The sequence below is a fragment of the Streptomyces sp. NPDC006283 genome, from assembly GCF_040613325.1.
Lineage (GTDB): Bacteria > Actinomycetota > Actinomycetes > Streptomycetales > Streptomycetaceae > Streptomyces.
Genome location: NZ_JBEXRZ010000189.1, coordinates 1 through 14,288 on the forward strand (window position 1 = coordinate 1; position 14,288 = coordinate 14,288).

Here is a 14,288-nt window from a genome sequence, read left to right on the forward strand (position 1 = left end):
AGGCGGCGACCCCCCCCCCCGCCGCCAAAGCCCCGGGGGGGGGGGGGGGGGGCCCCCCCCCCCCCCCCCCCCACGCCCAGCCCGTAGGGAGACCGAGGACACCGCCCCTAGGGCGGTACCGGGCCGGCCCGGTGTCAGGGATTGGGGTCCGGCACGACCGCCAAGCCGTAGGGGGAGGGTGAGAGCAGGGGGAACAACCCCGCAGGGCCACGCCCCCCGCCCCGCCGTCACAGCTTCGAGAGCTCGTCCACCAGGTCGTCGAGCCCCAACGAGCCCTGCGAGAGCGCCGCCATGTGCCACGCCTTCGCGTCGAACGCGTCGCCGTGCGCGCGCCGCGCGTTCTCGCGGCCCAGCAGCCACGCCCGCTCGCCCAGCTTGTAGCCGATGGCCTGCGCCGGCATCGACAGGTACCGCGTCAGCTCGCTCTCCACGAAGTCCGCGGGCCGCCCGCTGTGCGCCCCGAAGAACTCCTGACCGAGCTCCGGAGTCCACCGCTCGCCCGGGTGGTACGGCGAGTCCGCCGGGATCTCCAGCTCCAGGTGCATGCCGATGTCGACGATCACCCGGCAGGCCCGCATCATCTGCGCGTCCAGGTAACCGAGGCGCCGCTCGGCGTCGTTCAGGAAGCCCAGCTCGTCCATCAGGCGCTCCGCGTACAGCGCCCAGCCCTCCGCGTTCGCGCTCACCAGCCCGACCGAGGCCTGGTACCGCGAGAGCCGGTCGGCCACGTGCGCCCACTGGGCGAGCTGGAGGTGGTGGCCGGGCACGCCCTCGTGGTACCAGGTCGACACCAGGTCGTACACGGGGAAGCGTGTGGCGCCCATCGTCGGCAGCCATGTCTGGCCCGGCCGGGAGAAGTCCTCGGACGGGGAGGTGTAGTACGGCGCGGCGGCGCCGCCGGGCGGGGCGATGCGGGACTCGACCCGCCGTACCCGTTCGGCGAGTTCGAAGTGCGTGCCGTCGAGGGCCTCGATCGCCTCGTCCATCAGCTCCTGGAGCCAGACCCGCACCTCCTCCTCTCCCTCGATGTGCTTCCCGTGCTCGTCGAGGTGGGCGAGAGCCTCCCAAGGATCCGACCCGGGCAGGATCTTGTCGGCTTCCTTCCGCATCTCGGCGCTCAGCCGGTGGTATTCCGACCAGCCGTAGGCGTAGGCCTCGTCCAGGTCGAGGTCGGTGCCGTTGAAGTACCGCGACCAGCGGGCGTAACGCTCGCGGCCGACCGTGTCCGGTGCCTCCGCCACGGCGGGTGCGTACACGTCACGCATCCAGTCGCGCAGCTCGTTCACCGCCCGTGTCGCCGTAGCGGCCGCGGTGTCCAGCTCGACGCGCAGGGACGCGGGGCCGGCCGCCGCGAACTCCTCGAACCAGCCCCGGTCACTGCCGCCTCCGCCCCACTCCGTCAGCTGCTCGATGAACGTCGCCGTCGCACGCGGGCCACCGAACAGCTTCTTGTCGAGCCCGAGGCCGAGCGATTCGCGGTAGCCCTGCAACGCCGCCGGCACCGCGCGCAGTCGCTCGGCGACGGCCGACCAGTCCTCCTCGGTCTGCGTGGGCGTCACGGTGAAAACCTCACGCACCGAATGGGCGGGGGAGTGGATGTTGCTGACCGTGCGCAGGCCCTCTTCGGCGTCGTGGACGGCGAGTTCGGCGGAAAGGCGCTCCCGCAGTAGTCGGCCGCAGCGGCGCTCCTCGTCGCTGTCGGCGGCGGGCAGCTGCTCGGCCGCGTCGAGCCGGGCCAGGGTCTGGCGGGCCAGGTCGGCGCGCGCGTTCTGACCGGCGGGTGAGAAGTCGGGGAGAAGCCCTGAACTTTCCTTGATTCCCAGATAGGTGCCGAGGGTCGGATCGAGTTCGATGAGTGCGTCGACGTAGCTGTCGGCGACCTGACGGGGCAGCGCGCTGCTGGAAGTCTCTGGCATGGGCCCATCCTCGTACGAAGGTGGCCTCCGCGTCACCATCATCGGGCTTTGGACACCTGACATCGACGGGCCGCCGGGGCAGGCGGCGGCGATGTGCGTCAACGGCCGCCGGGCCAGGCAGCAGCGGTCATCTGTCGCCGGCCGACGCCGCCGGCGGCATCAACGGCCCGCACTCCCACTGCTGGAAGATCAAGCGGGTCTCCACCCGGGCCACTTCGCGCTGCGAGGTGAACTCGTCGATCACCAACCGCTGCAGATCCGCCATGTCCGTCACCGCCACGTGCACCAGGTAGTCGTCGGGGCCGGTGAGGTGGAACAGCGCCAGCGACTCGGGAAGCGCGCGGATGCGTTCGACGAACGGTCCGATCAGTTCACGCCGGTGCGGGCGGACCTGTACCGAAAGCAGCGCCTGCAGCCCTCGCCCCAGCCGCGCCGGATCGAGCGACAGCCGGTGGCCGAGGATCACGCCGGAGCGGCGCAGCCTGGTCACCCGGTCCAGACAGGTGGAGGGGGCGACGCCGACCTCCGCCGCAAGCTCTCGGTAGGTGGTCCGGGCGTCGTTCTGCAGCAGGCGGAGAATCTGCAGATCTATCGGGTCCAGTGCGACAGAATCAGCCATCTGCCGAACGTAGCACGGCGAGGAATCGCTACCTCCCGGTAACTGTTCACAGTGCGGCCATGGAGAACGCAGCCTCGGCCGCGCCCGAGACCCGGGCCCTGGCCACCCATGCCGTGCACGCCGGACGCGAGGATCTCGCTGAGCTGGGACTGCACGCCCCGCCGCTGGACATGTCGACCACCTACCCGTCGTACGACGCCGCCGGCGAGGCCGCGCGGATCGACGCGTTCGCCACCACCGGAGCCCGGCTGGAGGGGCCGCCCGTCTACGCGCGGCTGGACAACCCCACCACCGCCCGGTTCGAGACGGCGCTCGCCAAGCTCGAGGGAACCGAGAGCGCCGTCGCGTTCGCCAGCGGTATGGCGGCCCTGACCGCCGTACTGCTGGTGCGTGCGAGCATGGGCCTGCGTCACGTCGTGGCCGTCCGGCCGTTGTACGGCTGCAGCGACCATCTGCTGAACGCGGGCCTCCTCGGCACCGAGGTCACCTGGACCGACCCGGCCGGAATCGGCGAGGCCCTGCGGCCCGACACCGGCCTGGTCATGGTGGAGACACCCGCCAACCCGACGCTCGCCGAGGTGGACCTGCGAGCGGTGCGGCACGCCTGCGGCTCGGTGCCGCTCCTCGTCGACAGCACCTTCGCCACCCCCGTGCTCCAGCGGCCCGCCGAGCACGGCGCCCGGCTGGTGCTGCACAGCGCGACCAAGTACCTCGGCGGCCACGGCGATGTGATGGGCGGCATCGTCGCCTGCGACGAGGAGTTCGCCCGCAAGCTGCGCCAGGTGCGTTTCGCGACCGGCGGGGTGCTCCACCCCATGGCCGGATACCTGCTGCTGCGCGGACTCGCCACCCTGCCGGTGCGGGTGCGGGCCGCCTCCACCACGGCCGCCGACCTCGCCCGCAGGCTTGCCACCGACCCCCGCGTCGCCCGGGTCCACTACCCGAGCATCGGCGGGGCCATGGTCTCCTTCGAGGTGTACGGGAACCCGCACGACGTGATCGCCGGCGTCCGGCTGATCACGCCGGCGGTCAGCCTCGGCAGCGTCGACACCCTGATCCAGCACCCGGCCTCCATCAGCCACCGCATCGTGGACGTGGACGACCGGCGATCGGCCGGCGTCAGCGACCGGCTGCTGAGGATGTCGGTCGGGCTCGAGGACGTCGAGGACCTGTGGCGCGATCTGACCGAGGCCCTCAGCGCTCGGCCTGCTCGGTCCATCCGGTCTGCCGGGACTGCTCGAGGGGGGAACGCGGAGGGACGGGAGCCGCATCCAGTCGGGCTGTGACCACCAGGGTCCCCTCCTCGATCTGGTAGTCCAGCGGCAGTCGCAGGCCGCGCATCGCCGCCACCATCGCGGTGTTGGAGGCCTGGGTGACGGCGTAGACGCTGCCGCAGTCGGCCTCGGCCGCCATGTCCACCAGACGCCCGAGCAGTTGCGAGCCGATGCCGCGCCGCTGCCAGTCGTCCTCCACCAGCAGCGCGACCTCGGTCTCCTCCCCGTCCCACAGCAGATGGCCGAGGGCGACCAGGCGCCCGGAGGCCGTCTCGACCGCGAGGGTGCGGCCGAAACGCGGGCTCAGCAGATGGTTGAGGTAGCGGTCGGCATCCTGAACCGGCCCGTGGTAGCGCAGGCCGAGGGTGCGCTCGGAGCACCGCTCGTGCATCGCGACGGCTGCCTCGAGGTCGTCCTGGTCGGCGCGGCGCACGGTGATCTCGTTGCCCTCGGGGAGGGTGAGGACGTCCTGGCTGCGGGGGACACGGGGGCCGAGGCGCGCGTCCAGGTCGACGAGGGCACGGGCGCGGGCGAACTCGGTGGGAGTGAAGGGCAGATAGGCGCGCTCGACGGTGATCGCGCCGCCGTTCGGGTCGCGCAGATGCATGACCGTCTCCTCCAGGACGCCCTCCACCGGAGGCATCTCGCCGGTGGACCGGCCGGTGGGGGAGAGGGCCGGACGGGACCGGATGGTGCAGCGACCCAGCAACTGCCGCAGAGCCAGAGGAAGTTCCGCAGTGTCCAGCGCGGTGCGGGTGGCGAGGTGGAGCACCCGGGTCGGGGTGTCGACGAGGTCGTGGGCGTCGGCACGCTCGGTCCAGGTGCCGCTGCCGCCGGCCCGGGCGATCTCGCGGGCCAACTGCTGGGCCTGGAGGGACGCGGGCGCGCGCAGCAGGAACTCGTCGACCGTCCCCTCGGCGAGCGGATGGGTCTGCAGCGTCAGGATGTCCACGTCGAGGGAGGCAAGGGCGGCGCAGAGGGCGGCGAGGGTGCCGGGGGTGTCCTGGACGGTGGTGCGCATCCGCCACAGCGCGGTCTCGCGCGGCCCGTCCTGGGCCATGCGGTCCGTGTCCGCACCGTGGTCGGGCGCGGCTGCCGCCTTTGTTGCCGCCTCGGCGGTGGGCGGCGCATGACTATGGCGTCGTGCCCACCATGTGTGGAACGCGGCGGTCGCGGCCAGCGTCACGGCGGAGGCGATGAGCAGAAACGGGCCGTCGGGGGTGTGCCCGATCAGCTTGGCGACGGTGTCGGCGACCGCAACGGCGGTGAACATCGCGGCCAGTTCGACAAGGTCCCGCCGCCAGTGGTGCGGGCGGCGGGCACTCTTCGCGGAAGTCACATCTGTCATGTCTTCACTGTGACCGGCCGGTGTTGCGCGATCACGAACGCTTTGTGACTGATGGGTTAAGCGCCGTTCTGGAGCGCTGTGGGCTGATTTTGGCCGTTTCTGGCGTGGAGCGTTCGTTTCCATGATGCAGCGCGGTCAGCGAGCGGGACGGCAGCGCGTTGACCGGTGCCGGTGGGGTGCCGGGCACGGGGGTGTCGGCAGGGTCGCCGGCGCCGGTCAACGGCTGCCGTCCAGCAGTACGCGTGCGACGAGCGCCGGGTCGTCGCTCATCGGGACGTGACCGCAGCCGGGCAGCCTGACCAGGCGCGCCCCGGGAATGACGTGCTTGGCTCGCACGCCCTGACGGCGCAGCAGCAGCCGGTCCCGGCTGCCCCAGGCGATGGTGACGGGAACGTCGCGGACATCGTCGGTGAACAGCACGGCGCCGCCGGCCGCGAGCGTCTGGTGGAAGCCGGTAGCCCCGCGCAGGGCGCACGTCTCGGCGACGGCCGCCTCGGGTGAACGGCGGCCGGGCCGTGCGTAGATGGTGCTCACCAGCGCCATCCGTCCCGCGGCGGACCGGGACAGCCGCTCGATCATCGGCAGGGGCAGCGAGCGTGCGCCAGCACGCATGGCCCGCAGGGTGATGAAGGCGTAGCGGCGCTCGGCCTCCGTCCAGAAGCCGGCCGGGGACAGCGCGGTCACCGACCTGACCAGCTTCTCCCGTCCCAACTCGAGCGCGAGCAGTCCGCCGAGGGAGTTGCCCGCGACATGCGGGCGCTCGATGCCGAGCGCGCCGCAGAGCGCGCCGAGCGCCGCCGTCACCGTCGTCAGGTCGTACGGGACGCCGTCGGGCAGCGCGGCGGACGTGCCGAAGCCGGGCAGGTCGACGGCGACCACGTCCCGTTCCGTGGCGAGTATGTCCATCACCGGCTCCCAGGCCTGCCAGTGGTGGCCGATGCCGTGCAGCAGCAGCGGCTCCCCGGTGCCCCTGCGCTCGTAGGCGACGGACAGCGTGCGGCTGCCCCGGGCGGTCTCGATGGAGAACGAGATCTCTGCGGCCATGGCTGCACGCTCCTGTAGTTGAGATAGACGCACTGTCAGTAACAATTACCGTCCAGTAGCTTCCAGTTCAAGAGTCCGGGCATCAGGACCCCGTCACTGTGCCGCGCGCCGCACCGGCTCCTGCTGGACAGCCGACGCCGCGTCGGATGGGATGGAGGGGTGGCGACCGACACCGTGACCGACCTCTTCGAAGAACACCGGCCCGTCCTGACCGGAGTCGCCTACCGGATGCTCGGCCGGATCGCCGACGCGGAGGACGTGGTGCAGGAGGCGTGGCTGCGCTGGTCGGCCGAGGGGCGTGCCGACGTACGGGAGCCGCGCGGTTACCTCGTACGGATCACCACCCGCCTCGCCATCGACCGGCTGCGGCACGTCCGGTCCCGGCGCGAGACGTACGTCGGCCCCTGGCTGCCCGAGCCCGTCGCCACCGACTTCGGCCCCGTGGTTCCCGACACCGCCGAACGAGCCGTGCTCGCCGAGTCCGTCTCGCTCGCCGTCCTCGTCGTCCTCGAATCCCTCTCGCCCCTGGAGCGCGCCGTGTTCGTGCTGCGCGAGGCTTTCGGCTTCCCGTACGCGGAGATCGCCGCCACGCTGGAGAAGTCGGAGGCGGCCGTGCGCCAACTCGGCGGACGGGCGCGCAAGCACGTCGACGAACGCAAGCACCGCTACGACGTGGACCCGGCCGAATGCCGCGCCCTCACCGAACGATTTCTGGCCGCCGCGGCCGGCGGCGACCTGGAAGGGCTGCTTTCCCTGCTCGCACCGGACGTGCGCCTCGTCGGCGACAGCGGGGGCAAGGCCAAGGCCCCTCTGCGCGTCATGCAGAGCGCGGACAAGGTGGGCCGCTTCCTCTTCGCTGTCTCGCAGGAGCCGATCCCGGAGATGGATTTCCGCTTCGTCGAACTCAACGGCGCACCGGCTCTGCTGGTCCTCTCCGGCGGGAAGCCGGACAGCGTTCTGCAGATGGAGGTACTGGACGGACGCATCCAGTGCGTCTACATCATCCGGAACCCCGACAAGCTCGTCGCCCTCGCCTCACCCGGCACGGCCTGAATTCCCTCTCGGCGCACATCGGAACCCCGCGGGTGCCCCTCGGCCCACGGGGTCCTGCGCTGCCCGCCTTCCCGGTACGGCCGTCCGCGCGCCGCAGTACGAAAGTCGCGTGAACGCCCAGCGAATCCGATCCGCTCCGCTGCGTTACCGCGAGAGCATTGGTCTTGACCAAGGGGGAGGCCCGTCCTATGGTCGCAGAGATAGTGCAGGAACCTTTAATAAACAAGGGCGCGGAAAAGCCGCCGCTGACACGGCGATTGCGGAGGATCAGGGTGGGGACCACGCAGCTGGAATCTGTGCCGGAGCCTAAGTACTGGCACCTCAAGACCGTGCTCGCCGAAGCACTCGACACCGACTTCGCGGTCGGCGAGATCCTGCCCAACGAGCGCGACCTCGCCGCGCGCTTCGGTGTCGCCCGCGCCACCCTGCGCCAGGCGCTCGAGCAGCTCGAGCTCGAAGGGCGCCTCCAGCGCCGCCGCGGCGTCGGCACGACCGTCGCCCCGCCGCGCATGGGCGTCGATGTGACCACGTCGAGCCACGACTGGCCGGGGACCGGCCATGACGCATGGCAGGCCGCGGAATGCTCCGTGTCCGTGCCGCCGGCGGCCGTGGCCCGTGTACTCGACACCGAGGCCGACGAAGAGGTGCACACGGTGCGCCGGCTCCGCGTCAGCCACGGTCAGCCCGTCGCAGCCGAGCTGCTGTACGTGCCGTCCGCCTCCGTGCCCGACCTGCCGGCGATCGAGGCACCCTCCGGCCCCGCCCTCGCGCGCAGTGTCCTGCGCGAACTGCAGCGCCTCGACCTCGAGGGCCAGGACCGCGCGGTCGAACTCGGCTCGGCCGGCGCCGTCGACGCCAAGGAACTGGACCGCCTGCCCGGCGCGCCCGTCCTGGTGGTCACGACCCGGTTCTTCTCCGAAGGGCGCACCGCCGCCGTCTCGGTCGCGACGTACCGTGCCGACACGTGCCGCCTCACCTTCGGCGACACAGGCGACCTCGAGATAAGCCACGACGGCCCGGAGCGCCGCGCCTCCTGACCCGGGGCTGAGCGATCCTGTCGACCGGGCGGCCCGGGCGATCCCGTCGGCCCGTCGCGTACTCAGCGGCGGGCCGTCACCGTGCCATCGACGGCGAAGAGCTGCTCCTCCACATGGTCCAGCGCGAGCCGCAGGGCGCCGGTCGCGACGGCCGCCTCACCCAGCAGGGACAGCGTCACCCGCGGCGGGCGCAGACAGTACCGGGACAACTCGTCGCGCAGCGGCGGCAGTACCCCGTCCAGACCGGCCGCCCAGCCGCCGATCACCACCAGTTCCGGATCAAGAGCGAGTACCAGCGCGGCCACGTCGTGCACCAGCCGCTTGTTGAACCGTTCGACCGCCGCGAGAGCTCCCTCGTCGCCGCTCTTGGCGAGCGCGAACACATCCGCGACTGCCTGTTCGTCGAGGGGATGCAGCGGCTCACCCGTCGTCGACAGCAGCTTCTCCGGCGTCTCGTCACGGCCCAGCAGATGCAGCGCCCCGATCTCCCCGGCGGCCCCGCCGTAACCGCGGTGCAGCCGACCGCCGATCAACGAACCCGCACCCGGGCTCAGGCCCGCAAGCACGAACACGATGTCGTCGGAGTCGGTCGCCGCGCCCTTCCAGTGCTCGGCGACCGCGGCGGCGTTGGCGTCGTTCTCCACGAGCACCGGACACCGGAACGACCTGCGCAGCCGCTCGCCGAGCGCCAGCCCCGTCCAGCCGGGCAGCGCCGTGGACAGCCGCACCGTCCCGTCGGCCTCGACGATCCCCGGCGAGCCGACGCCCACCGCGCGCAGACTGCTCCGCGCCACACCGGCCCGTCGCAGCACATCGGCGACGACCGCCCGTACCCGCTCCAGCCGGTCGTCGGCACCCGCCGTCTCCGACACCTCGCGCGATCCGGCGCCGATGATCCGCCCGTCGAGCCCCGACAGCAGCGCCGCCACCCGGTGCGCCCCGATCTCGACCCCCAGCAGATGACCGGCCTCCGCGCGGAACCTGAACCGCCGTGCCGGCCGCCCCTGCCGGCGCGCCCCGCCCTCCTCAGGAACACTCTCGACGACGAGCCCCGCTTCGATCAGACCCTCGACGACACCCTCGACCGTCGGCCGCGACAGGCCCGTGATCCGCGTCAGATCGGTCAGCGTGGAGGAGTCCGTGCCACGCAAGGAATGCAGTACCACCGCGGAGTTGATCCGCCGCAGCAGCGAGGGATCTCCGCCGGTCAGCCGCCCCACGTGTGTCCTCCCAGCTCGTGCCCGTGTTGGCCGGATCGTACTCGCTGCCGGGTCCTGCCGCGCGGCGGGCCCGGAGCCAGGGCGGCACGGAGTGGGTGACGGCCCGCCAAGTGTCAGTGGGAACCGGTTCAATGGAGGTATGACCACGGCACAGCATCTCGCTGCGATCGACCTGCTGCGCGGCCGGGCCTTCCCGGCACAGCGCGACAGGTCGGAGTTCGGCGACAGCGGGCCCGGTTACCACCTGGCCACGCTGCCCACTCCGGCGGACGGCCTCGCCGCGGTCGACCGCGCGCCCGACCGGTCGCGCGAGCCGTACGAGGCGGAGTGCGAGGCGCTGGTGGTGGCGCTGAGCAGCCGGTGGGGACAGCCCCAGTGGTTCGCCCTGTGGTCGGTGTTCATCGGCAGCATCTGCGGCGAGGAGATCCCGCAGCCCTGGGACGAGCTGAGCCACTGCGCCGAGGACCTGCACATCTGGCGCGTCGAGGACCACTGGATAGCCGTCGGTGTCGCCCGCGCGGAAGGTGAGGACGAGCACCGGCTCGTCGCCGTCGTCACCGACGTCGACCCGCCCTGAAGCGCACGCTCAGAGCGACGCTTCCCGCAGCCTGCCGTACTCCTCGGCCATGGTCTGCAGCGTCCAATGGGCGTTGAGCCCACTGGGGTTGGGCAGCGCCCACAGGCGGGTGCCGCCGATCGTCCGCTCCTGCGGTCCGATCCGTGCGGTGCGTTCCCCGAACGCCGTGCGGTACGCGGTCACGCCGACCACGGCCAGCCAACGGGGCCTCAGCCGCTCCACCTTCGCCGTCAACAGCCGTCCGCCCTCGCGAAGTTCCTCGTCGCTCAGCTCGTCGGCCCGGGCGGTCGTCCGTGCCACCACGTTGGTGATGCCCAGGCCGTACGAGAGCAGTTCACGCTGCTCGGACGGCAGGAGCCGGCGCGGAGTGAAGCCCGACAGGTGCAGGACCGGCCAGAACCTGTTGCCCGGCCGGGCGAAGTGGTGTCCTGTGGCGCCCGACATCAGGCCCGGGTTGATACCGCAGAACAGCACGGAGAGACCGTCCGCGACCACGTCCTCCACGACGCGGTCGCGGGCGGCCTCCAGCTCGGCGGGGGTGGGGCGGGTCAGAGGATCGCACCCGGGGTGTAGCCGGCGGCCTCCGGGTGCTGCTTGGCGATCTCCTCGATACGGGAGACGATCACGGCCACCTGGTCGCCGGCGGCACCGGTGAACGACAGCTTGTCCGCCATCAGTTCCTCCAGCCGGCCTCGGTCCAGCGGGATCCGCTCGTCGGCGGCCAGCTTGTCCAGCAGCTCGTTGCGCTCCGCGCCCTGCTCGCGCATGGCGAGGGCGGAGGCGACCGCGTTCTCCTTGATGGCCTCGTGTGCGACCTCCCGCCCGACACCGGCTCGGACCGCGCCCATGAGGACCTTGGTGGTGGCGAGGAACGGAAGGTAGCGGTCGAGTTCACGGGCGACGACCGCGGGGAACGCGCCGAACTCGTCGAGCACCGTCAGGAACGTCTCCAGCAGACCGTCGAGCGCGAAGAACGCGTCCGGCAGCGCCACCCGGCGGACCACGGAGCAGGACACGTCGCCCTCGTTCCACTGGTCGCCGGCCAGCTCGCCGGTCATCGACGCGTACCCGCGCAGGATGACCATCAGGCCGTTGACGCGCTCGCAGGAGCGGGTGTTCATCTTGTGCGGCATCGCGGACGAGCCGACCTGGCCCGGCTTGAAGCCCTCGGTGACCAGCTCGTGCCCGGCCATCAGACGGATGGTCTTGGCCACCGACGACGGGGCGGCGGCGAGCTGCACCAGCGCGGAGACGACGTCGTAGTCCAGCGAACGGGGATACACCTGGCCGACCGACGTGAACGCGGTGCCGAAGCCCAGGTGCGCCGCGATGCGCTGCTCCAGGTCCGCGAGCTTGGAGGCGTCACCGCCGAGCAGGTCGAGCATGTCCTGCGCGGTGCCGACCGGGCCCTTGATGCCGCGCAGCGGGTAGCGGCCCAGCAGGTCCTCGAGGCGGCCGTAAGCCACGAGCAGCTCGTCGGCGGCGGTCGCGAACCGCTTGCCGAGCGTGGTGGCCTGGGCGGCGACGTTGTGCGAGCGGCCGGCCATGACCAGCTCCGCGTACTCGCCCGACAGCTTGCCGAGGCGCGCCAGCACGGCCACCGTACGGTCGCGCACCAGCTCCAGCGACAGCCGGATCTGCAGCTGCTCGACGTTCTCCGTCAGGTCCCGGGAGGTCATGCCCTTGTGGACGTGCTCGTGACCCGCGAGAGCGTTGAACTCCTCGATCCGGGCCTTCACGTCGTGGCGCGTGACCTTCTCGCGCTCGGCGATCGACGCCAGGTCCACCTGGTCGAGCACGCGCTCGTAGTCGGCGAGCGCCGCATCGGGCACCTCGATCCCGAGGTCCTTCTGTGCGCGCAGCACCGCGAGCCAGAGCCGGCGCTCCAGCTTCACCTTGTGCTCGGGGGACCAGAGGACGGCGAGCTCCGCGGAGGCGTAGCGGCCGGCAAGGACATTGGGGATGCGAGGCTTCGCAGACACGGCAGTCACGTGTCCTGATTCTACTGGCGGTTTCTGCAGGTCGGCGCCGCGCCCTCGGTTGTACCTTGCTACGAAGCCCTGCGGCGGCTACGGCTCGGTGGACAGCGGCTCGAAGGGCAGCAGATCGGGACGCTTCGCCGGACGGCCGTCGCCGGAGGACCGGCCGGTCAGCCGCCGCCCGATCCAGGGCCCCAGATGCCGGCGGGCGAACTGCACGTCGGCGACCCGCCGCGCCGCCCAGCCCGTGCGCAGGGCGGGCGGCAGCAGCGCCTGCCAGTCGTCCTCCGCGTCCATACCGAGCCCCTGCCACACCGCCTCCGCGACCCTGCGGTGCCCCTCGGCGGTCAGATGCAGCCGGTCCACGTCCCACATGCGCTGATCCCCCAGCGCCTGGGAGCCGTACAAGTCGACCACGAGTGCCCCGTGCCGGGAGGCCAGCGAGTCGATGTGGGCGAACAGCTGCTCCATACGCGGACGGAAGCGCTCCATCACGGGGCCCTGGCGGCCGGGACTGCGCATCAGCACCAGCTGCTTGCACGACGGCGCGAGCTTCTCCACCGCCTCCTCGAGGAGTCCGCACACCCGAGCCATGTCGCACTTGGGGCGCAGCGTGTCGTTCAGTCCGCCGACGAGGGTGACGAGATCGGGCTGCATGGCGGCGGCGCGGCTGATCTGCTCGTCGACGATCTGGCCGATCAGTTTGCCGCGCACCGCGAGGTTCGCGTAGCGGAAGCCGGGCGTACGGGCCGCCAGCCGGCCGGCGAGCACGTCCGCCCAGCCCCGGTAGGAGCCGTCGGGCAGCAGATCGGACATGCCCTCGGTGAAGGAGTCACCGACCGCGACAAAACTGGTGTAACTGGCATTCATCTCCATGGCGCAGCGATCCTACCGCGCGGTAAGGTCCGTCGGTTCCTTACCCGGAGGGGAGCTTTCGTGAGTGACGCGTTGCTGAACGCGCTGGCCGAAGCGCTGGCCGAAGCGGTGACCCTGATCGAAACCTGCGACGACGATGTGCTCGACCCGGACACCGCGGTGAAGTGGCTGGAGTCCACCGGCTTCCTGCTGGACAGACTGCCGCCGGCCGACCGGCGCGAACTCGCCAAACTTGTCCGCAGGGCGGCGGACCGCCACCCCGAAGGCGCCTGGCGCGAGGACCTGCTGCGGGTGCCCGACGGGTTCGGGCTCGACGACGACCAGCACGAGCTGTACTGCGACGCCATCAAGAACGTCGTCGCGGAGTTCACCGAGGCAGTACGGGAGGTGGACCCGGCCACGCCGGTACCGACCTGCCCCGGATGGACCATGGGCGACCTGGTCGAACACCACGGCACGACCCACCGCTGGGCCGAGCACGCCGTGCGGACGCGGGCCGTCGAGCCGGTGTGGGCACGGGACGTCCCCCTCGACCTGCCGGCCGAGCCCTCGGAGTACCCGCAGTGGATGGCCCGCAGCGCCGAGGTGTGCCTGCGCACGCTGCGCAAGGTCGACCCCGACCTGCCGATGTGGTCGTACGGCGCGGACCAGCGGGTCGCCTTCTACCCGCGGCGGCTGCTCTTCGAGGCGGTGATCCATTGCGCGGACGCGCTGCTGGCCCTCGGGCTCGAGCCGCGCATTGCGCCGGGCACGGCGGCGGACGGCATCGAGGAGTTCCTCGAGAACGTGCCGCACCACAGGGGGATCACCGAGCGGCTGGCATCCCTCACCGGCGGCTCGATCCGCCTGCTGGCCAAGGACACCGGCGCCGCCTGGTCGGTCACCTTCGGCGCCGCCGGATTCTCGTGGACGAAGCAGGCCGGCGACGAGGGCGACGCCGACGCGACGGTCTCGGCCGATGCGGCGGACCTGCTGCTGCTCGTCCACGGCCGCCGACGGTCGGACGAGGAGTCCTTCAGGGTGACGGGGAGGGCCGCGGTGCTGGAAGGCTGGCTTACCGCCACGGCCATGTAGCCGGGGCGCATCCCCTCCTGCCGGTCCTTGCCCGGGCCGTCCTGGCAAAGCTTCGCCGGACTCTCCTCGCGTGCTCCGCCTGAACAGTCCTTACGGGCTCCGCCCGGATCCTCCTTCTGGCCTTCCCCGGCCGGTGGCGCGCGGTGCCCTCCCTCGCCCGGGCGGGCCGCAGCGTCGGGCACCTCCGGCTCCGCCGGCGGTTCCGGCGCAGGATTCGGGGCGGAGCCCCGGCAGGACCGGCGCGGGCCCGAGGCCGGCGCCCCGGGCCCCG

General features: G+C 71.8%; 13 protein-coding genes. 5 read left to right on the forward strand and 8 right to left on the reverse strand.

The features are described from left to right. Positions 1-227 precede the first annotated feature (227 nt). Positions 228-1,916 carry a DUF885 domain-containing protein gene (locus tag ABZ070_RS28565; RefSeq protein WP_356638217.1) on the reverse strand — a complete coding sequence of 563 codons (1,689 nt, stop codon included), beginning with the start codon at positions 1,914-1,916 and terminating at the stop codon, positions 228-230. A 127-nt stretch (positions 1,917-2,043) separates the two neighbouring features. Beyond that, on the reverse strand, positions 2,044-2,535 hold the full coding sequence (locus tag ABZ070_RS28570; RefSeq protein ID WP_356638218.1) for an Lrp/AsnC family transcriptional regulator: 492 nt from the start codon (positions 2,533-2,535) through the stop codon (positions 2,044-2,046). Between the two features lie 59 nt (positions 2,536-2,594). Between ABZ070_RS28570 and ABZ070_RS28575 the strand changes: the two genes are divergently transcribed. Further along, positions 2,595-3,821 carry a PLP-dependent transferase gene (locus ABZ070_RS28575; RefSeq protein WP_356638219.1) on the forward strand — a complete coding sequence of 409 codons (1,227 nt, stop codon included), beginning with the start codon at positions 2,595-2,597 and terminating at the stop codon, positions 3,819-3,821. Here ABZ070_RS28575 and ABZ070_RS28580 read toward each other — a convergent pair. Together ABZ070_RS28580 and ABZ070_RS28585 are read right to left on the reverse strand one after the other, a co-directional pair. Further along, complete coding sequence (locus tag ABZ070_RS28580) at positions 3,730-5,157, reverse strand: GNAT family N-acetyltransferase (protein WP_356638220.1); 1,428 nt, start codon at positions 5,155-5,157, stop codon at positions 3,730-3,732. The two genes, ABZ070_RS28575 and ABZ070_RS28580, sit on opposite strands and share 92 nt — an antisense overlap. Before the next feature lie 216 nt (positions 5,158-5,373). After that, complete coding sequence (locus ABZ070_RS28585) at positions 5,374-6,201, reverse strand: alpha/beta fold hydrolase (RefSeq protein ID WP_356638221.1); 828 nt, start codon at positions 6,199-6,201, stop codon at positions 5,374-5,376. Positions 6,202-6,360: 159 nt separating this feature from the next. Between ABZ070_RS28585 and ABZ070_RS28590 the strand changes: the two genes are divergently transcribed. After that, complete coding sequence (locus ABZ070_RS28590) at positions 6,361-7,254, forward strand: RNA polymerase sigma-70 factor (RefSeq protein WP_356638222.1); 894 nt, start codon at positions 6,361-6,363, stop codon at positions 7,252-7,254. Positions 7,255-7,526: 272 nt separating this feature from the next. Next, positions 7,527-8,291, forward strand: coding sequence for a GntR family transcriptional regulator (locus ABZ070_RS28595; RefSeq protein WP_356638223.1), 765 nt, complete (start codon positions 7,527-7,529; stop codon positions 8,289-8,291). Between the two features lie 62 nt (positions 8,292-8,353). Here ABZ070_RS28595 and ABZ070_RS28600 read toward each other — a convergent pair whose 3' ends face one another. Beyond that, positions 8,354-9,511 carry an ROK family transcriptional regulator gene (locus tag ABZ070_RS28600; protein ID WP_356638224.1) on the reverse strand — a complete coding sequence of 386 codons (1,158 nt, stop codon included), beginning with the start codon at positions 9,509-9,511 and terminating at the stop codon, positions 8,354-8,356. Between the two features lie 139 nt (positions 9,512-9,650). Here ABZ070_RS28600 and ABZ070_RS28605 point away from each other — a divergent pair, with 139 nt between their 5' ends. Next, positions 9,651-10,088: a hypothetical protein gene (locus ABZ070_RS28605; RefSeq protein ID WP_356638225.1), complete on the forward strand. Its 438-nt coding sequence runs from the start codon at positions 9,651-9,653 to the stop codon at positions 10,086-10,088. A 9-nt stretch (positions 10,089-10,097) separates the two neighbouring features. On the opposite strand, the gene mug is transcribed toward ABZ070_RS28605, so the two are convergent. The 3 genes from mug to ABZ070_RS28620 form a co-directional block, all read right to left on the reverse strand. Further along, a complete protein-coding gene (mug, locus tag ABZ070_RS28610; RefSeq protein ID WP_356638229.1) occupies positions 10,098-10,640 on the reverse strand; it encodes a G/U mismatch-specific DNA glycosylase in 543 nt (180 codons plus the stop codon). Next, positions 10,637-12,079: an adenylosuccinate lyase gene (gene purB, locus ABZ070_RS28615; RefSeq protein WP_356638226.1), complete on the reverse strand. Its 1,443-nt coding sequence runs from the start codon at positions 12,077-12,079 to the stop codon at positions 10,637-10,639. The genes mug and purB overlap by 4 nt, the downstream gene beginning before the upstream one ends. 78 nt (positions 12,080-12,157) lie before the next feature. After that, the gene (locus tag ABZ070_RS28620; protein WP_356638227.1) at positions 12,158-12,943 is read right to left on the reverse strand and encodes an SGNH/GDSL hydrolase family protein; all 786 of its coding nucleotides are present in this window, start codon (positions 12,941-12,943) and stop codon (positions 12,158-12,160) included. Between the two features lie 60 nt (positions 12,944-13,003). On the opposite strand from ABZ070_RS28620, the gene ABZ070_RS28625 reads away from it, so the two are divergent. Further along, entirely contained in the window at positions 13,004-14,017 is a 1,014-nt protein-coding gene (locus ABZ070_RS28625; protein WP_356638228.1) for a maleylpyruvate isomerase family mycothiol-dependent enzyme, read from the forward strand. The last annotated feature ends 271 nt before the right edge of the window (positions 14,018-14,288 follow it).

Coding starts and splice junctions, on each gene's coding strand:
- ABZ070_RS28575 (WP_356638219.1), top strand. CDS start 2,595: ATGGAGAACGCAGCCTCGGCCGCGCCCGAGACCCGGGCCCTGGCCACC.
- ABZ070_RS28605 (WP_356638225.1), top strand. CDS start 9,651: ATGACCACGGCACAGCATCTCGCTGCGATCGACCTGCTGCGCGGCCGG.
- ABZ070_RS28570 (WP_356638218.1), bottom strand. CDS start 2,535: ATGGCTGATTCTGTCGCACTGGACCCGATAGATCTGCAGATTCTCCGC.
- ABZ070_RS28580 (WP_356638220.1), bottom strand. CDS start 5,157: ATGACAGATGTGACTTCCGCGAAGAGTGCCCGCCGCCCGCACCACTGG.
- ABZ070_RS28620 (WP_356638227.1), bottom strand. CDS start 12,943: ATGGAGATGAATGCCAGTTACACCAGTTTTGTCGCGGTCGGTGACTCC.
- ABZ070_RS28565 (WP_356638217.1), bottom strand. CDS start 1,916: ATGCCAGAGACTTCCAGCAGCGCGCTGCCCCGTCAGGTCGCCGACAGC.
- ABZ070_RS28585 (WP_356638221.1), bottom strand. CDS start 6,201: ATGGCCGCAGAGATCTCGTTCTCCATCGAGACCGCCCGGGGCAGCCGC.